At 42.2% G+C, this 19,691-nt stretch carries 12 protein-coding genes and 1 pseudogene; all 13 read right to left on the reverse strand.

Annotated features, from left to right (window positions below):
* Positions 1 to 196: 196 nt before the first annotated feature.
* On the reverse strand, positions 197 to 2,236 hold the full coding sequence (locus BBD42_RS03670) for a DUF5050 domain-containing protein (protein WP_237163360.1): 2,040 nt from the start codon (positions 2,234 to 2,236) through the stop codon (positions 197 to 199).
* Complete coding sequence (locus BBD42_RS03675) at positions 2,217 to 3,440, reverse strand: ABC transporter permease (protein ID WP_099517044.1); 1,224 nt, start codon at positions 3,438 to 3,440, stop codon at positions 2,217 to 2,219. The genes BBD42_RS03670 and BBD42_RS03675 overlap by 20 nt, the downstream gene beginning before the upstream one ends.
* The gene (locus tag BBD42_RS03680) at positions 3,434 to 4,306 is read right to left on the reverse strand and encodes an ABC transporter ATP-binding protein (RefSeq protein WP_099517045.1); all 873 of its coding nucleotides are present in this window, start codon (positions 4,304 to 4,306) and stop codon (positions 3,434 to 3,436) included. Before BBD42_RS03680 ends, BBD42_RS03675 begins: the two co-directional genes overlap by 7 nt.
* Before the next feature lie 16 nt (positions 4,307 to 4,322).
* Positions 4,323 to 5,543 (reverse strand): transcriptional regulator, encoded by a 1,221-nt coding sequence (locus BBD42_RS03685; RefSeq protein ID WP_099517046.1) that lies wholly within the window; start codon positions 5,541 to 5,543, stop codon positions 4,323 to 4,325.
* 14 nt (positions 5,544 to 5,557) lie between these two features.
* Positions 5,558 to 6,613 (reverse strand): beta-glucanase/beta-glucan synthetase, encoded by a 1,056-nt coding sequence (locus BBD42_RS03690; protein WP_099517047.1) that lies wholly within the window; start codon positions 6,611 to 6,613, stop codon positions 5,558 to 5,560.
* Between the two features lie 135 nt (positions 6,614 to 6,748).
* On the reverse strand, positions 6,749 to 7,150 hold the full coding sequence (locus BBD42_RS03695; protein WP_099517048.1) for a hypothetical protein: 402 nt from the start codon (positions 7,148 to 7,150) through the stop codon (positions 6,749 to 6,751).
* Positions 7,151 to 7,507: 357 nt separating this feature from the next.
* Positions 7,508 to 8,077: a hypothetical protein gene (locus BBD42_RS03700; RefSeq protein WP_099517049.1), complete on the reverse strand. Its 570-nt coding sequence runs from the start codon at positions 8,075 to 8,077 to the stop codon at positions 7,508 to 7,510.
* Positions 8,067 to 8,639, reverse strand: coding sequence for an RNA polymerase sigma factor (locus BBD42_RS03705; protein ID WP_099517050.1), 573 nt, complete (start codon positions 8,637 to 8,639; stop codon positions 8,067 to 8,069). Before BBD42_RS03705 ends, BBD42_RS03700 begins: the two co-directional genes overlap by 11 nt.
* Before the next feature lie 867 nt (positions 8,640 to 9,506).
* Positions 9,507 to 11,578 (reverse strand): annotated as a pseudogene (brxL, locus tag BBD42_RS03715) (protease Lon-related BREX system protein BrxL).
* 18 nt (positions 11,579 to 11,596) lie between these two features.
* Positions 11,597 to 14,140 (reverse strand): BREX-1 system phosphatase PglZ type A, encoded by a 2,544-nt coding sequence (pglZ, locus tag BBD42_RS03720; RefSeq protein WP_099517052.1) that lies wholly within the window; start codon positions 14,138 to 14,140, stop codon positions 11,597 to 11,599.
* The gene (locus BBD42_RS03725; RefSeq protein WP_216364917.1) at positions 14,140 to 14,664 is read right to left on the reverse strand and encodes a hypothetical protein; all 525 of its coding nucleotides are present in this window, start codon (positions 14,662 to 14,664) and stop codon (positions 14,140 to 14,142) included. The genes pglZ and BBD42_RS03725 overlap by 1 nt, the downstream gene beginning before the upstream one ends.
* A 4-nt stretch (positions 14,665 to 14,668) precedes the next feature.
* Positions 14,669 to 15,706, reverse strand: a complete 1,038-nt coding sequence (locus tag BBD42_RS03730) for an AAA family ATPase (RefSeq protein ID WP_099517054.1) — start codon at positions 15,704 to 15,706, stop codon at positions 14,669 to 14,671.
* Positions 15,707 to 16,019: 313 nt separating this feature from the next.
* Positions 16,020 to 19,685 carry a BREX-1 system adenine-specific DNA-methyltransferase PglX gene (gene pglX, locus BBD42_RS03735; RefSeq protein WP_099517055.1) on the reverse strand — a complete coding sequence of 1,222 codons (3,666 nt, stop codon included), beginning with the start codon at positions 19,683 to 19,685 and terminating at the stop codon, positions 16,020 to 16,022.
* Positions 19,686 to 19,691: the final 6 nt, after the last annotated feature.

The raw sequence follows: 19,691 nt of genomic DNA on the forward strand, positions 1-19,691 counted from the left end.
GAGTCGAAGAATGTAGAAAAAAGAACCTCCTGTACAGGAAGTTCTCCACTTTGTAATTTGCTTAAAAGCTTAGCACAATCATTCCGATATAATTTTATTATGTACTCCTCATGCACCGTCCACAGGCAACGTCCCCGTCCATATCTTTTCACATCAAATTCACATCAGGTTTATGGCAATCAAAACGACGCCGACTTCACATATTACTTAACTGATACTCTTTCATGTCTATCTTCCCGATATAGGTAATATACGGTTTGTCATATCGAAAACTAAGTACGGGAACATCCGTTAGCTTACGGATGGTCGAGTCATGTAAATTCATAGCGTATAGTTTTTGTTGCTCCTTGCGGTTTACGTATATTAATTCACTCTCCGTCAAAATAAACTCCCTCGTAATTAGATCGGTGATTGTTGTCATGGTGTCTGTCTTGGTATCATACTTAACGATTTGAGACTTCTCATCGACATAATAAATCGTTCGGCCGTCAAATGCGAGGCTTCTTAATACAGGAATTTGGAGAAGAACACGCATATCTCCTGTTAGTCGGTTAATTTGCCGAATTTCGGTTTGTCCATCAGTTTGCCCTATGAGGTAAAGACTAGATTCATCCAAAAAGAAGGCGCTCACGGTGAGGTAAAAACTTGCAACATATGCATTCCCTTTCACGAGTCCCAGCACGGTACCCTTATCGGCACTTAGCTTCTTTTCGAAAATAATTTTTTCATTAAACCTCGTTGTATCCACTCCGATAACCGAAAACCGAGTAGCACCTTCTCTGAGACCTGATTTCTCATAATCAATTTTCATATAGTAGACATCCGTTCCTTCCCCAAAAATGGCTCCCGCTATTCGAGTTAATGAGGTCAGAGGATCACGGACAAGTTTACGTTTTTCTCCGCTTGTTTGATCCTCAAATACAATTTGATTATTCCCAAGCTCTATTTCCTTTGGATCCATATAAAATCGATGCTTATTATTTTGAAAGGACTGCTTAGAAGCGTAATTATAAGTAACACCTGCCATGGCACCATTAGAAGAACTACAGCCAACAAGCATGGAGACCGCCATCCAAAGAATGAGTAACGTAGGCAACAGTCTCTTCCCTCTATATTTTCGCTGTTTTACAATCCACACATTGGATCGCTTATGTAGGATTACAAAGAGCATGACTACGCTAAGACTAACTGTAATGGCAAAAACAATGCTCCATGCTGTAAATGAAACCTCTCGGAAAACCATATCCATCTGATCCTTCCACGAATTAAGCTTGAATTCGTTCCCGCGAAAATAGCCTGTTGACACCATGAACCCAAGTGGCCCTGGCAAGAAATATTTGGTGGATTCCAACTGCAGTCCATAGTAAGGTAGTAGCACTACTGCCGTGCATGAAAACAATGTAATGGCATATTTCTTAAAGCAAACCGAAGCAAATAGAATGAATATAGCAAAGCATAGACTTCCAAATAGTTTACCTGCCGTAATCCATAAAAAGGATTGAAGCAATGTAACTTCTTTAATCGACGTGCCAAAGTAGGACAGACTTTCTAAGGGATAATGACCATTATCTAAACCATATTTGAAATCGTAGAAGCCATATCGTAAACCGGCACTCAGAAGACAGAGAACACTAACCATCACAAGCACATGGCTGATTTTACATAACGCATGAGTTCTTGATCCTTTTTTGACGGTAAGAAGGAGCGTATCCATCTTGCTTTCAAACTCGTAACAAAACATCGGTGTAACTAGAAGCAAAACCAACAACACAAACAGGATATCAAGACTATCATTGGAGAGTAATCCATCCCAGCCATTGGTATAGAGAAAATAACGATTGTCTGGAAATTCACGCACATAGACGTACTGATTGTAAGCCAGTTGAAAACCTTTTTCGTTCTTAAGAATACTCGCTAGTGAATCGGAATGGGTAAGGAACTTTTGTTCTTCCAACTCACCATCATAGAAATTATCACTTATTCTTTGCAAGGCAACCTTCGCATCCGAAATTTTGGCCGCTTCATTTGCAAAAAAATGCTCGGTTTCTACTGAGTAGGGACCCTGAACCTGATCGAGGTAGAACTGATACTGCGAACGATTCATCTCAACGTCCGGGTTAGCAGGCTTATCCAAAATCACCATTGATGCAATACTCAAGATGATATACACACCGATAAATAAAAAACCCTTATGATGGAAAAGCATTTTTTTCATTTCATACTTCCAGATGGACACGTTTCTCTCCCCCCTTCCTCAGAGCATTCTTCCTCACAACAATTAAAATACCACTAAGAAGCAGTACTCCCCAGGCAGTCGTTATTAATAAGGCAGCGATATAACTTGGAAGGGAAAAACCCGCCATAGAAACAAACTCTATTTTTCGAAACAATTCTCGATTAACCAACAAAACAAATGGGTTTATGACTTTGATCCAAATACGCCCCGAGCCCATATAAACTTCCTCCAAGTAAATACAAACAAACGAAACAGATAAACCGATAATAAATGGAATAAGTGCATTTCGGAACAAATTCGACATGAACAAGAATGCCAAGGCAAACACAAGCATTCCCGCCGTTTTAACAAGTGCTGATAGTATAGCGTATTGCCCCAAACTCACGTTTAGTGCAGCGTGGATAAAATCTTCAAGCATGTACAAAGGAGAAGAAGCTGCATCCCATGAGTCGAATATCGTAGAAAATGCAACAAAATCTATTAACCAAAACCACAAGGAAACACCAGATACAAATAAGGCAGAGGCTATAAGTTTTGCCCTAATTGACGCACCTCCTCCTGCCTTAGTCGTAAGGAGCAAAATATCCATTTCTGTTTCCTTATCATACAGAAAAACGCTCATTAATCCGTACAAGCAAATCAGCAACACTAGTAACCCTGAAAAATCGTACCCAACATAATATTGATACATTTCCGTGTAGACAAAACTCGTGATTGAACGTCCTTGAAAAAGCTCAGCAATAGCAGCATTCTTACTACGCTCGTAAGTGTTACCCAACGATTCATAAAACGCTATATTTTCATTTGCCGCGCTAACGACACCTTGGGCGTACGCTTTGTAATCGTATGCATACTTCATCGGTTGGACGTAGTTGAAACGAAAGAAGTTCCAATCCTCGTAGACATTGGACAAGTAGGTATCTGGAGTACGATATTCTGTACTTGTCGTCCGTTCGGCTACCTGTTGATCTAGCGGCCAATAAATATCCATTAGCTTCTCTATTTTCTCATTCTTAATCGTTCCACCAAAATCAGCGTACTGCTCCCAATACAACTCTTTCCAGCCCGGGTTTGTAAACAATGAGCTTCCTTCGTACACGCTGTATATTTTGACGACATTCAGGACAGAAAAAAGCAGCACTGCTGCAATCATGGACTTCTTCAGAAAATGCTTACGCCATTCAAAGCCAATCAGCCTCACCATTGTTCGCCATCTCCGATATAGTACAGAAAAACATCCTCCAAATTGGCCTGTACGCTCACTGCATGAACATCGGGTTTCTCATCATCTATAACCCTCAGAAGGATGTTATCTTGCTCCCGCAGCATATTGCTGATTCTAAGCCGCTGAATCTTCTCATCCAAAGTTTTGTCTGTTGCCGCTACATGCCATACTTTTCCCTTCAAACTTTCCACAAGCGCTTGAGGCGTATCCTGTTTGAGCAGATGTCCGTCTTTGAGCAAAATAACCTGGTTTGCGATAAACTCGATATCGGAAACAATGTGGGTAGCAAGCAAAACGATTCGATTCTCAGAGAACTTGGTAATGAGATTGCGGAAGCGAATTCGTTCCTGAGGATCAAGTCCCGCTGTCGGTTCATCTAAAATCAAAATATCTGGATCGCCCAACATCGCTTGCGCAATTCCGACTCTCTGGCGCATCCCTCCAGACAAAGCGCCAATTTTTGTACTCGCTGCATTGCTTAAATTGACAATCTCTAGCAGTTCCTTCGCTCGTTTCTCCCCTTGATGCAGAGGAATCTCCTTCAATACGCACATGTATTTCAAAAAGTCCATCACTTCAAAGTTTTTATAGAAGTGTGGGAACTGCGGCAAGTAACCAATATGGGATAAAAATTGAATACCTAATTTTCTTGCGTCCACATCATTGATAAGCACCTGCCCTTTATCACTTTTCAGAATGCCAACAAAAATATTAATTAGCGTTGTTTTCCCAGCGCCGTTGGTTCCCAAGAGACCGTAAACGCCATTTTCCAACTCTGCGGAAAAATTCTGTAGTGCATATTTACCTTTATATTGTTTCGAAATCTCCTTAAATGTTACTTTCACAGGCTGCTCACTCCTCTTAAAACTGGCCGATCACAACTTTTGTTTGAATTTCAGGGTTCTTTGCGCCTACCAATACGATATAAACCCGTCTCTCATCCAGTATTTTAACGATTGGATCTTGAGCCATATAACGCATATCTCCATCGCTTGAGATTCGTTGCTCATCTTCAAGTTTGCCTGTATTCCCATCATATATCCGAACTTTCCAATCGGTCTGATCTGCGAGAGTTGTCGCGAAATAGCTTCCCCTATCTGATCCCGAAACAAATCGACTTTCGCCTGCTTCGATCATGGAAAGAAACCTCGTTTTACCGCTAGGCATATTCATAACCAACAGCTTTCCCGAAGGAATAGTAAAATCTAGATCCTCAGCAAAAAATACAAACTCGTTGTAGTCGATTAATTCTCTGCATGTATAAGACTCGAATTTTTGGTTTGTCAATTTGCTGCCATCCAAATGAACTGTGCCGCAAGTAGAAAAGGATGGTTTGCCGTCAATAGGGGGAACATCAAAGCTTTGCGCCGTAAAGGCCAAGTCCTTGTCCCCATTCGTAAATCCAATTTGTTCAAATGCAACAACACCTGAACGCTCCTTAAGATCAGTAAGCTCCGCTTGCTTTAAATCGATGAGCGTTGTTTGTTGACTCATATTGAAATCATACAGATATAGTCCGTTATTCGTAGCATAGGCTACTCGTTTACCATCTGCCGAGAACGCAATGGACTCAGGGGAAACAATCCGTTCATTCTCTTTTAATAGAGAACTGAAATTGAATTCTGATTGTTTAACTAGATCAGGGTCGTAAAAGATAGCGCTGTATGTAAGGACGCCGCCTGATGTTCCCCCACCGCTCCTGCTGCCATTGTTTCCGAAATCGGCAGCAACTTGAATAGCTACATAGCCATCCTCTACCCTTCGTATCGATTGAATTCCTTCATCCGAAGATTCCGCTATTATGCGACCGCTATCTAAGTCATACAGATATAGCTTGTTCGCTGATATCAATACATGGTCTTCGTCAGCATAATGAACGTTCCTGATATGTCCCTGTATCCCTTCCAAGAGCAAATTCAATGGAGGAGATGATTCGGTGGGATTTATAGGGGGCGTCTCATGAAGAGACGGAGTAGCTTCAGCAGCAGCATTCACAGGTATAGAATTCAATTCTGCCTGTGTGCATCCCACGATAAGCAACGAGAAAATCATGGTCACAATCAAAAGCTTCATTCGCATCATACATGTTTCTCCCATCACCTATATAGTAGCAAAGAAGGGGTCTTCATTAATACAACGACATCATCAGGAAAATCATTTGCATTAATGGGAACAGAGACCACATAAAAAGTGCTGAAATCCTCTAGTTTCTCTAAATCTATATCGGCGTCAATAACCGCTATATTGCCCTTGGTCAACTCCGTTTCAAAGGATACACCATCCTCGGCTGCCAACGCTCGATGATTAATATAAAACGTGGTACGATATCTCATGCCGGGATGACCAAATAGCTTGAAGGTCACATGGAGCGTTCCGCTTTTCTGTATCTGAAAGTGGTCTTGTCGCATTGCCCCATCCATATATAAACCGCCATACACATTTTTGTCCAATTTATCCATATCTACAGTTTCCACAATACTATGCTTATCCAATAGCTCTTGTGTCATTGGCTCCGTTGACAGTTGAACATGATTTAAACCCCCTTGTTGTGAATAAGGAGCAAAATCAACAGATTCTGCATCTTGATTGAAAATTAGCGGTCTGCCTGCCTCCAAAGTCGTTTGATAGCCTCCGTAGGAGCTTGTTGCTTTCATATCAGGTATAAAACTTGGATTATATAGGCTAGTGATACTGAGTTGCAAAGTATCACCTTGTTTTCCTGTGACCGGAGTAAATACAAAAGTGAACGGCGTATCTTTGTCATCATCCTTCAATTCAAGGAGATGCATATACAGATACGGAGAGTCACTCTCGTCCAATTTGTAGGGTTGAGCCTTTCCATCAACAAAAATAAAAAATCCAACATTTTTTGCTGTACCGGAAGCACGTACAGAGTATTCGATTTTCAACTCGCCGCCATTGTATTCCAAAGGAAGAACCCTTCCGTTTACATCAAGCTGACGATTGATGAAACCATGACCGATACTACCAAGAACGGTGGTTTGCGGTTTATTTTTCTCAAATGGATTTTGGGTTGCATCTACAGTATCAGTAGGTTCCTCAATTTTGTTCAGGGAGCATCCCCCCGCGAAGATTGCAAGTGTCATCATGATTAGGAACGCCATGCGTTTGAATCCTAATAATTTTTTCACCGTGTTGTCATCCCCCTCTTGATTTCCGGCTCCATATCAAGATTAGTGCTTGACGATCTATCAAGCACTAATCTCTGTTTTGTGCTCTATCTCCACGTCATAAACATTTCGCCATGAAGCAGGCATTATTCACTTTTACGTATGTGTTACGGTGTAAGCAGCATAAGCGGAATACGTATTACCGCCCTGTATACCATGCGTCCCATAAAAAGCGTATGCACCTGGATATAGGTCATCACCTCGACCAATCCCCCCAGTACCTCTTAGACCATTCTGTGAAAATGTGTGAAGTGTTGTTCCGCTAATATTCTGTTGTGAGCCGACAACGGTCGGATATGCATTATCAGTATTGTCAGCAACTTTGGTATACCACATGGCATACGCATTTCCAGATACATACTCCAATGTACCGGTTAGTGTTCCATAACCCGTTGCCGGAACGATAGACGTATTCGTACCTGCATACGCATTTACAGCGAACGCCAAGCATGCAACAGAAGCAATAACACCAATAATGGATTTTTTAGCTAATTTCATTGTGAATCCTCCTCGTATGAAATTTAGCATGTCAATAATAAACGCATTGACTCGAATATCTCTTACGCTCCTCTCGTGTCCTTTTGTGTTTTCATTATTGGCTGCTTACTATATAAACGTATCATTATGATAAAATCTGACATGAATTTATAAAATTTTACAACGATGAGATTATGTGAAATGAAAATCAAAGTGCAATTAGCAGAATTTTACGTCTAGCCTCTTAGTTAACTAAAAAAGCGCTTCAAGCCGATTTTTTTCGGGTTGTAGCGCTTTTTTTCTTTTGAAATCATGCTCGCCTTTCTATTTCATTGATCGCTCACTCTTCAGCGCCTGTTCTTCACTTAGCTTCTAACATTATCCTCTAACCAAGCAAGTCGTATTCTGTGCTATCAGTAGTAAGCTTCTTTTCAGTAATAAAGAAAAATTATGAGGTACATGCTCTGGCGCACGAATTTTGTAATCTAATTTGTTACGAGCTGTTTCAAGGGCTGTTTCCTTTGCCTGACCGCTTTCTCCTAACAAAGTGGATGAAATTGAATGGTTATCATGCCCAGACTCGCTTCCTAAAGTATCAGGAGGGGGCAACGTCTTGGCACCTTCAGTATTCTTTGGACGATTTTCTCCAAATAGGAGATTAACCAGTCCCTGTTTAGCGTCTTTTACCATTGCAAATAAACTTTGCATAGAGGCATAGCTCTCCTTTGGAGATGTGGCAGACGTTCCAATAATAAGTGAGAAGCCTGCTATTGCAATTCCAATTTTAAAAACTCTTTTACGGTGGGATCGTTTTTGCTGCTGCATTAGTCTGGTCTGCATCCGTCTCCATGCTGTTTCTCCATCTGGGATATCAATTGAAGAATACATTTCATTGATTGCGGATGCTAATAGATCATTATTATTGTCTTCTCGATTATTAGACTTCATGGTTCTCACCCCATTTTCCTTTGAACAGATTAGCTAATGACTTTTTGGCTCTTTCTATACGTTTACCTAATGCATGTTCATTGATGTTTAACTCCTTAGCAATTTCTTTATAAGACATGTACTCTATATATCGCATGACTAAAATAATTCGTTGATTAAGTCTAAGTTCATTAAGAGCTTCAAGCAGTAGTTCGTTCTGTAGTGTTTTTTCAACTATTTCGCTTGTTGGATTCAACAACTCACTGTTCTCATAAATAATAACGGACTCAAGGTCAAAAACCAGATGATACTTTTTATTTTTTCTAATAAAATCTATGGCGGTTCTGCGTGTAACTTGCATGAGCCATGCCTTTATGTTGGAATCAGCTTTTGTTTTAGGGCCAAACTCCATAGCCTTAATAAAGCCTTCCTGTATGACATCTTCTGTAAATGCGTGGTCATGGAGCATAAGGTAAATGTATCGATATACAAATTCTCTATAGGTCATAAACAATTTACGTTGAGTTAATTCGTCTAGCTCACGAACATTACTGCGAAATAGACCCAGTATGAGCTCATCCATTTTTGCTTCCTCCCTCTTAGGTCTAGTTATTCCAGAAAGTCAGAAATAGCTACTCTACTGCACAACGAGTATTTATAACAATCCTGACCCTTGTAAGGCGCAGGATTTCAAGAGTAAAAAAGGGACTTCGTCCCAGTTTGTCGAAGATTGTGGTAACGACACCAACAATATCGAACAAGCACGAATAGGGAGAAGTCATTCTTACATATTCTCCAAAAAATTCTATTTCCCTTTGAGGAGCTGGAAATGATTGAACTCCAAATGCTTTCTCACTATAACGTCAAACCATTTATAATATACTTCCTGCATCCTTTTCGTAACTTCTCAAAAAGGGGAATCCCCTTCGCTGGCAAATAATGCGATTACCTTAGTCATTTCATTTCCTCCCTTCGACGCAAAAAAGCCGACTGCGCTGAATTTCAGGGCAATCGGCTTAAAAGGATATCTATATGAAACGAGAGCATCCCATCGGATAAACCAGGGGTTTTTCCAATGTCCATTCTAAGGGGTACACTTCCGTTCTACTGTTCTTACTATAGTGTCGTCTTCGGAAACACTTCAATTAGTAGTAGATTACGGGAAGTTTACGGTGCCCAATATAGCCATGATCGCTCGATGCGACGAGTACAGAATACATTCTTCGAAATTTTCGCGAGTGAAGAATTCTTTGATCTTCTAACAGCGGAAATTGGCAAGACGATGACGGAGATGGTCAACAAGCTATTTATTGCTGTGTAATTTGGATCAGGAAATGACCACTAACCTTTGGACGAGGGGTGGTCATTTTCGTTAATCGGTAACAATAACTATCCCCATATACAAAAACGATTACTCCCTTTTTATACGAACTTCATTACTTTTTTATAATCATTCTACTCCTAATGCTTTAAACACGGCATCTTCAGGGCTCATATAGAAAGATGTCTGAAATTTCGCAAATAAGTCCGCTGGCACAGTTGCTATATCAGCGGCTGAAGACATGGGCAGCAATATCTTCTTTGCTCCAGCATCAAGACAGACCTGTAACGTATTAGCAAGTTCTTCAACCTTACTGATAGTGCCGCCAATACTCACATTTCCCAAGACGCACATTTGCGATTGTACTGGCTTTCGGAGAGATGCGCCACACAGGGCGACAAATGCACATAGTGCCAGTTCTGCTGTAGTGCCTGTCCCTTGATTATCGGCAATATGCATCAAGAAATTATTCGTATCAATGCTGATAGAACCACTTACCAACTTTTTATTGGCCTTGAAGTAGTTTTGAGCAGTTTTCAAATTCTCCTTGGCTTCTCGATCATAGCCCGCCCCGGTCACTTCAAACTTTCCATTGCCGCCTACAACTTCTGTTTCAAGCTTATAGACTCCCAACATTCCTGTATCGCCGCGAGCCACCGTATACACATGTCCCGATTTATTTTGTCCTTCAGGAATCAACTTCCCAGAACCCTGTTCCGGTATGGAGACGAAATGTTCCTCATAATTTTCATTATCCAGATAAGAAAAATGAACATCATAAAATTCCATACCGCCAATTTTTTTAAGCTGTTCTTTGACCCTGCGCCGTCCCTCCAATGCATATACAAGCACTTCAGCTACATCTTCCTTTGTAAATTCTCCATGGGGATAAAGCAGCTTAATCATACCAGAAACAGTTTTTCGGACAGCAATCACATCTCGCTGATTGAGATCAGTACCCAAACGGAAATACTTCTCTATTGCATCGCCAAAGCTACGCTTGTGCATCTCCCGAAAAAATTCGGCCAGATAGTCAGTAATAAGGCCATATTCATTGGTGAAGTATTCCGGTCTCATCTTGGGAATTTCCCAGCCGGGTAGGTAGTAATGCATTCGATCAAAAAAAGCACTGTCATATGCCATTGCGGCCGGAAATGGTTCAAAAAGGTGTGACGTTTTTAGCAGCACATCCACGCTTTGATTAATATTTCCAACAAATACCATAGAGGCATTTGCATTCTTTTCCTCTTTTCCCCGAGCAAAGGAACCTGACGCCATAAAATCTTTCATAATCTGAATGCCATCTTTATCCTTAAAGGTGATCCCCGCCACTTCGTCAAAAGCAACACAGTCCCACATACCGACAAGACCAATGGTACGATTGGCCATGTTATAAAATAAATTGGCGACAGTAGTTTGTCCTCCAGAAACCAATATGGAGTTGGGCGAAACTTCTTTGTAGATGTGAGATTTTCCGGTGCCCCGCGGCCCTAGTTCACACAAATTATAATTATTCTCCACTAAAGGAATCATACGTTCCAGCAGATGCCATTTCATCCTGACTTTAAACTGGGTCGGTTCCATGCCGACACTACGCAGCAGTAGGTCAATCCATTGATCTTTCGTAAACTTCCTTCTGCCATCGAAAAACTCTCTCATATCCATGTGAGCCAATTGAATTGGAGTTAACTCCTCTATATCAAAGGGAACTTATTCTTCTTACTACCTTTAGGGGCATCCACATCGTATTCATCATATCGATCCTCCAGACGGTTATAATTCATACGCAGGATACACCAGATGCCGCCAGCTAATAACTTTTCGTATTGCTTGATGTAGATGTCGGCCACAATCACGTTTTTAAGACCAAGATTTGAAAATACCGCTCTGTATGTGTCACTGTCTGGATCAAGTTTAGCCTCTACTTTATCAATTACGGTATAACTACCAAGTTCACGTATTTTCGACTTGATCTTTTCCGCTTCATCTGGGCGCACGAAATTGTCGGTCAGAATATGCTTGACACGTTTTACGCCCTCCTCAATACTAGCAGAATCGTCTGTGCAGCAGTACATTCCCAGCAAATATTCCAGCACATAGACTGGAACATTGGCGCCTTCTTTGATTTTTTTGGTCAGGTCTTTGCGAACGATCTTGCCCGCAAAATGTTCCTGCAATAAAATATTAATATTTCCCTCCATAACCGGAACCCTGCCTTTCTAAAACTGAATACTGCCTCCGAATACAAGATCAATTACAAAGGGGATTTTTTCAATCTCTTTATTCACGGTTTCTTCCTCATCCAGAAGAACCAAATAATATTCTTTAGATTTATCATACGCCATATCTTTCAGCGTAAATTTTTCCTTATAGCTGCGTTCTTCCGGTTTGCCGCTTGTACTATCCGCAATAATGATGTTCTCATTGGAAATACGATTGCCCACTGCGTCAGCAAAATATGCTGTCACCCGTATCGGCAAGTTCTTTTCGTCCACAGGCTCATTCTGGAAGAAGGTCAGATGCGTAATTACGCTAGTAATTTTTCGAGACAAATTGGTAAGTCCAAGCGATACCTTTTTTGCTCCCATAGATCCCCGCAGATTCTTGTCACTCTTAAAGCGAATAATCGGTACGGTAATCTCTTGCAGGCTGGTTCCACCGTGAACATAGCCGCTTCCAGCACCCTGCACCTTGAAGCAGTTCGTCGCACGGGGAACCACAGCATACAGGCCAGAGGCTTCTTTTTTTGTCAAATAATCCATGGAAAAACTTTGCGTACCCTGCTTGTCAACATCCTCTCTTGCAAGGATAAAACGTCTCTTGGAAAGGATGCTGACGGCGTCTTCTTTGGGCGTCTTATCCCGCTCCTCCAGCTTGGTACGGCGGTAGAGGTATCCGTGATCTGCTGTAATCAGGATGTTAATGGCGCTGATGTCATTGCGCAATTTACGTACCAACCTGTTCAACTCGTCAAAGGTCTTCTCCGTAGCATCAAAAACCTCGTTTTCGGTGGCGGCATTGTCGCCCCTCGCATCAATGGCATTGTGGTAAATGTAAATAAGCTTGATGCCCGTAAATTTCTCGGACAGTTTCATTTTCATGACATCATCAAATTGGATGGCGATGGACTCTGCTTTATATTGTCGAAGGATTTTGCTACGGTTTTCAGTCCCCTTACTGGAAATGCCATCAATCTCAATGTCTGCCTTATCGGTGATTGAAATGCTCTTGTGAGGGAGCAATGCAGCCATACCCAGGGCTGTGTATGAAGGAAGGACGCCAAGCATTACGTCCAGTTCGCTTGAACCCTTCTGCTCACGGTTGAGCAGAGCACTCAGTTCCACCGCTGATTCATACCGCAAACCATCAGATATGATAACCACAATGCGTTCATCATCGTCTATAGAGCGGCGGGCATACTTATCGTAAAAGTTTTGTTGCGACGTGACGCCGGGCACCTGCCATATCGTTTCCTCATCAAGCAGGGCAGACCATTTCATAGACAGCTCATTCAAATACCAGTTGGTGTAACTGTTCTCAATCTGGTCATACAATGGACGATAAGCCTCGTTGTCAATAAGCTTATCAAAGGCATGAATGAGGTGTCGATAGCTGCTGTCTAAACGATGATAGTTCTTCACATACCCTTCGAACAACTCAGATAGGGTATGCCCCGGAAGTGTTTTGTATTTAAGTGCCAACTCCAGATATTCACAGGCATACAACAAGATACTATATTCGCCGGCAAACTGCTTATAATAGCGACGATTCTTGCGGCTGTGTATGATTTTTCGGTAACGCTCATATTCCCCGACTCCCTGTACGATATTGTCACGGATACGAGCAATAATGGACGTGTCGAAGTCTTGGAAAGTATCACATTCCACAATTTCGTCCATCGCCCACTTCCATGCGCGCCCGGAAAGTCCCAGCTTTTCGGACACATAGACAGCCAGCTTATTGTAAGCATCCCAGAGGGGACTGTTTTTCATTAGGTTGTCCACGAAGACGAAGCAGTTGGAGTTATCAGACACATAGGACTGCCATTCCTTAGGCATATTGCCACCTAGGCTGTGGAAAAGATGTGTGCAGAGGAGTAAAATCGCCAATTTTTCAAGGCTCTGCTCATTGAAATCATAACCGTAGTTCTTATGTATCATCTGCCACAGTGCATCAGTATCGCCGAATTTGACAATGCTATCGTATATAGTGCTTTCACCGTTTACCATCTCAATCAAAAGTGTCCGCACCACATTATCAAGATTAGGTGCAGGCAGTTTACACAGGGCAGAATGAACGCCAAGATCAATCCTAGTTTCGGTATACACCGGCCCTAGAGCGTAGGCTTCCAATCTTTTAAAGCGTTCGCTGTTTCGAAAGAACAGCTTGTACTTAGTCACGACTGAACGCAAAGCGCCCCCCACGCCTAAAACGAGCATGTTGTTAGAGGTTTCGTCAGCGGAAAAAGTTTGACTGTACTTGATAGTGTCGGTGAGCCAGTTTTCCCGATTGCTCGGACGCGGTAATGGCGAGTAGACCAGAAGATTGCTCTCCCCGTCGGTTTCCTCTATGTAAATCTTAACGGCAAACATGTTGTTGTCGTATAGTTTGATAATTTTAACATCAGGGAGCAACAGGTTGTCGATATCCTCGGCAAACACTCCTTCTTCGTCGTACCAAAAGACAATGTTGCGTCGACTACCTTGCGAAAGCTCACGGGAAAACTGTCGCTCCAACGATTTTTTAACTTCGGTCAGGTTCATTATGTAGCCGCCCCCCGCTGTACCGGCGTAAGTGGAAATTGAGAGTATTCTTCACTTTCATTCCACTCTTCTATTGAAACCACTTGAAAATCATCAATGAGCACGTTTGCTTGCCCTTTTTGCAATGCAAAGGGCAAGCTGGTAGCGATTTTATTGCGAAGCATTTTTCTATCGGTAGTCCCAGCATTAGGATATTCTACGATGTAAATATACTTTACTGGTTTTCTTTTCCCCTTAGCTGCCAAGTAATGAAGGCTGTCATAGAACTTTCTAGCTACTTTATCAATGTATTTTGACTCAGCAGGGTTGAAAGTAGAATTATGGGCAATGGCTTCTGGGATATTGGCATTTTTATATTCTATCAAATATATATGATCTTGGGTTTCTGCAACAAAGTCCGCGTCACATAATATGGATAGTCCTAGAGAATGATAATCGGTATGAATTTCATCTGTTGCCCATAATGCTGATGTGCAGTCAATTTTATATTTCCCTTTTTCTTCAATATAAATACCTCCTGCCACAAAGTCACCCCTTTGTTTGGTTATCGAAAACTTCATCAAGCAATTTGTTGTAAGCCTCTGCAATAGTGTTATGCTGTAAATCTTTGAATTTTTTACCACTTTCCGATGCGACAGTATGATCCTGCTTATAAAGTGAATGAAAGTAAATGCTGTTGTCATCACAAGATCTTAATTCTAAATATTTCGCTAAAATGTAATCATGCGTCGCTATAAAAATTTGAATTCCAGCGCCTTGCAAAGCATACAGCATGTCAACCAGCAATGGCATATGCTTGGGTGTGATATTCGCTTCGGGCTCATCCCAGAACAGAACCGTACCTTTTGCAATCAGACCGGTTTCAATCAAGCGCCACAAAACAGATAGTTTCTTATATCCTTCCGCTTCACTTTGAAAGCTAACTTTGTTGTGATCATTGTGCAAGATATAGTACTTATCTTTTTCAAATAACACCGTGCCTCCAATAATCTGTTTTATATTATCCAGTATAGCTTGAGATGCAGGGGGTAAAGTACGCAATTCTGATATCCCTGACTTAAACAGAATGTCTACAAGTGTTTTGTCGAATGGGACATAACGTTCTACATAATCTTTTTCAATGCCTGCATGTGTCAGCATTTCCTTTGCAGGAATGAAAGCAGTTTGAAGCTTTTCTTTTTCCCTCTGACCTTCTATTTGAAAAGTTATCATTACATTATTCAAAGGCGGCTCTAGCCGCTCGTCATCCGATATGCTATCCTTGAAAATCGCCTGATACAAAAATTTTTTGTTGTTTATTTCAATAGTGGTTTTCAGAGGCTGCCTTATCTGATTAAATAATGTATTAAGCTCTTCGGTGCGAAAGCATTGGCATAACGTTTCAAAAAACAGCAACTTTGAGTTCTGTGACAGCGTGTCACTGTCACAAAAAGCATATAAAAGCTTTAATAAATGCGTTTTTCCTGTTCCATTTTCTCCAATGAACACATTAATCCCAGGAGAAAAATCCATTTCAACCTTATCAAACACGGTAAAATTTTCTAAATATATTTTCTTAAATCCCACAATGGCCACTCCCTTCAAACATAAATAATTCGTACTGCAGTGTGAACCTGCGGTAGCTCTACGAGCACATGGACGATGATGAGTAGCATGCCAAACGGTTACTGCCCGCGGCGCATGTATCCCCGTACCTAGTGAACGGCAAGATTCGAAGGCCTTGACTTTATGGGTGGTCACGCGGTCTTTTATGACGTCGAACCCAAGCGGTCGAAGGAGGAGATTGACGTCCGCGCGCTTTGAGGGGCAATCTATTCCTGCCCCTCTTCTTCACACCCTCATATCCCCTTTTGAACAATTCTGATAATAATATTATACCTCAAATCTTCGCTAATAAGTCCATTTCCTCGACCTTACCGTTATCCTTGGGCACTTCTACGCCCTGGAATTTTGCGTAATTGACTTTCACCCCGTTATCAAGGTCAAGCCCAATCTGCTGGTGAGCGATATGAGCCACCACCTGATCATAAATGCGACATTCGTCAATTCTGGCCTGCAACGCCTCGACCTCTTTACGGTAAGTCTCTTTTTCACGGGCGTTGTCGGTAGAAGCGGAGAGCAGCTCCAGCCGGCTTATTTCTGCCTCGTACTTGCGCTGTAGCGGGTGTAGATAGTCGGTACGCGCCCGCGCCACTGTATATTTGTCAAAACGGTGCAAGTAAAACAACGCCTTAAAGCCGTCTTTTTTGCCACTGTCCATCAGCCAGTAGATAGGGCGCTTCTGGTATATCTTCAAATGATCTTTGTAAAAGTCGTTGAGGAAATAGCGCCGAATTTTGTCCTTCGCAGAACCGTTGGCATTGGGATACAGAGCATCCGCAATGAAGTTCAGGTTTTCATTCAGCGTGGCGTCTCCGTAGACGGTACGGAGAAACTCGGCGAAGCGCAGTACAATGTCGTCGTCGAAGTAGTCTTCAGAGCCGATGGAGAGAATGTTGTCCTCCTCCGGAAGGAAGGTCTTGTAACGAGACATGTCAAACTCGCCGCCGGCAAACACAAGCCCTGGCTCGTCAAGGCTATACCGCCCGAACATACAGCCCACAGCATAGGATAGAAAGCTGCGGATGTCACGGCCAAGGTCTGCCTTGCGAATAGTTACTTCCTTGTCCTCAACCTCCTGAGTTGACTCGTCCTGCAACCCATAGATTTCAATGAATATGTAATTGAGTTTTTTTTCATTGGCTTTGAGTGTTTCAAACTGTCCGTCAGCAAACATTTCCCATGCTTCAAAAGCAGATGAAATGCTACCCATTGGCTTTGCTACATCACAAGCATAATCTCCGGCCATTCTGAATTTAATTAGTGGGTGTGCTTGAAAATCCCAAGAAGTTTCGAAAAAATCCCAATCTATTTGAGCGATCTGCACATTTTCCATTACATTAGACTCTATTACATTTTTATATTTACTTGATATTACCACCGGTATTCTCGACATATCACCAACTTGTGTTGTTAATGTTGGATTGAGAATGTTAATCAAGCTCTGAGCAATAACAGAGTTAAGTAAACCCAAAGCATAATAGTGATTATGAGGCTTAGGAAAACCGCTTGAACCTTTAATGTCGAAAAGAAAACCAGCCTCGCAATATCTTCCTGAAAATGTTGCACTTGTCAAATCAGACCATGTAATTGAAGGTTTAAAATAAAACTGTTGATTTTGCGGTCGAGAGCGAACTTTTCCATAAGCATCTTTGAAATTTTTAATTTCGTAGCCATCTTGCTCCCAATTCACAACGTATTCTCTATTCCCGTACCATCTTCTATAGGGGCCACCCTTATTGTAGGGAAACCATTTCAAACCACTTTTTTCAGCTTGTTCACTATCTTTCATATGAAAGCCTATATCAGTTATTCGAGGTTCAAACCAAAGGCGTAAAAACCTATCATTATCCGCAGTTGCAAGTCCTTGCTTAGGTGGTGCAAATGTCTGTATTGGTTCACCTGTTTCAAAAGAAGAGAGAATTTTCTCACTTACCCAATATGCTAAAGGGCGTCCAGGGACTCTCTCTAAATCAATTATTGCTTTTTGCTTATACCGCTCATTCTTTACTGGAAATTCAAAAGGCACCCCCTTGTTGTCAGTTTCATAATACCGTATGCACATATACTGTCCCACATATTGAGTAAGAGCGTTCTTTTGCAAAACAAATGCTGCTGTGCCAAAACTAATGCCTAGACTTGTACCACCTTTACCTAAGTACGGCATATGTACAAGATTTATTATCGCATTATTTTGTAAGGCCTTGGATCGTAATTTCTCAAAGCTGGACAAAAACATCCAACTTTCCATTGTTATCATTGCTTGATATCCGTGCTTTTGCAATAAGTACCCACACTGTTCAATAAACACAGCAAATAAATCACTTTTACTATCAGGATAATGCTTTTTTAGATACTCCGATAAATTTACCCCCATGCCACTACTACCCATATACGGCGGGTTTGTCACCACAATATCGTACTTCTGTGTCAGGCTCTTAGCAATGTCCAAAATCTCCACCAGAGTATCTCCCACACCCTCAATATCCCCATCGTAAATATCCATCTGACCGGGGCGCATGGATTTCACAAAATTCCGCAGCTTATCATAGTCCAGTTTCTGTTCAACTTTCAGGATGGAGCCATATTCACGAGCGTCACGGAACAGATCAATCAAATAGCCAAGCCCTTCCTTACACTCTTCCTGATCAGTCTCGCTCATTCCATCGCCCATAGAGTCCAGATGATATGTCTGTGCTACGTCCGATTCAATCACGGCGTGAACATGAGGCTGAGGAATGTTATCCTGCCGGAGAAAGCGGCGACTGTAACTACGAGCCTTCATCATCAGCGCGAAATAAGCAAGCTGGGCTGCTCGCTCGTCGATATCCAGCCCGTAGATATTATTCTGCAAAATCAAATTAGGAATTTCTCGCTCGGCGTAGCCTTGGCTTAAATAAATCTGGTGTAGCACATCAAATGCGTACACCAAAATATGCCCGCTGCCCATGCAGGGATCAATTAGCTTAATGTCCTCAGGGCTTTTCACCGGGTTCTGCACCACCAGAGCTTTCAGTTGTTCAGCAACCTCTGGCTCCTGCTCGGCTTCTTCCACATAATACTTCCAGCCATAGTAGGTGGCATTCATGTACTCGTCGGACAGGCTGGATTCTGCACGGTCACGCTCCAACCACAGCCGTCCTAAGCTGTTTTCTACCATGTATTTAACTATCCACTCTGGCGTGAAAAGCTGGGTGGCGGCAGGTATGGTTTCCTTGTTGATTTTGATGTTCTTTTTGAGATCCGCAAATACCTCGTCCTTTTTCTCGGAGATGTAATACTGGTACAGCCAGCCGATAATTTGTACCTGATCTTTGAAATCAGCCTCGCTGATTGCATTCACCAAATCGTGGACGATCCCGCCCTGCTGATAAAGGGCATCAGGCAGAAGCAGCTCGGTGTAGTCGTTAATCTTCTGGAACATTCCTGGCAGGATGTCATGGAGAGCGTTGCACTTAGAAATCAGGATATATTTGTATAGCTTTTCAAACGCACCGGGTTTGGTATCGGAGCGGTATTCGCTGATCTTATCCTGGTCCACATAGGGCAAACGCTCTGCCTCTCGCATGGCGTCCGGCTCGGCCCGGCCTGCCTCCACACTGGAAAGGATACGGATGCCAGAAGGGAGAAAATCGTTGGTCTCCATAAAGCGTAAAGCGATCAAACGGTTAAACCAAGTGTAAGCCACTTCCTCCACCACATGGTGATACGCCTTTTTGTTATCCATATCATTGCTAAGCTGCGCAAGGTGAGCGCATAGCTTCTGCCGCGCTTCCATCTGCTTATCTGTTAGATAGATACTGTTAGCGCGCAACTTTGCCGCAGCCACATCGGACGGCTCTGCGCCATTCTCGTAGATATATAAGGAGAATGCCTTCTGCCGGACTGCTTCAATCAGCTTCCGACGCGCGGCGACGGCATAGTTTTTGATTGCTGTCTTGTTCATCTTATC

The sequence above is a fragment of the Paenibacillus sp. BIHB 4019 genome (assembly GCF_002741035.1).
Classification (GTDB): domain Bacteria; phylum Bacillota; class Bacilli; order Paenibacillales; family Paenibacillaceae; genus Pristimantibacillus.

What these genes read in the sequence shown, in the direction of transcription:
- BBD42_RS03675 (WP_099517044.1), bottom strand. Translation starts at nt 3,440, where the DNA reads ATGGTGAGGCTGATTGGCTTTGAATGGCGTAAGCATTTTCTGAAGAAG.
- BBD42_RS03685 (WP_099517046.1), bottom strand. Translation starts at nt 5,543, where the DNA reads ATGATGCGAATGAAGCTTTTGATTGTGACCATGATTTTCTCGTTGCTT.
- BBD42_RS03695 (WP_099517048.1), bottom strand. Translation starts at nt 7,150, where the DNA reads ATGAAATTAGCTAAAAAATCCATTATTGGTGTTATTGCTTCTGTTGCA.
- BBD42_RS03700 (WP_099517049.1), bottom strand. Translation starts at nt 8,077, where the DNA reads ATGAAGTCTAATAATCGAGAAGACAATAATAATGATCTATTAGCATCC.
- BBD42_RS03705 (WP_099517050.1), bottom strand. Translation starts at nt 8,639, where the DNA reads ATGGATGAGCTCATACTGGGTCTATTTCGCAGTAATGTTCGTGAGCTA.
- pglZ (WP_099517052.1), bottom strand. Translation starts at nt 14,140, where the DNA reads ATGAACCTGACCGAAGTTAAAAAATCGTTGGAGCGACAGTTTTCCCGT.
- pglX (WP_099517055.1), bottom strand. Translation starts at nt 19,685, where the DNA reads ATGAACAAGACAGCAATCAAAAACTATGCCGTCGCCGCGCGTCGGAAG.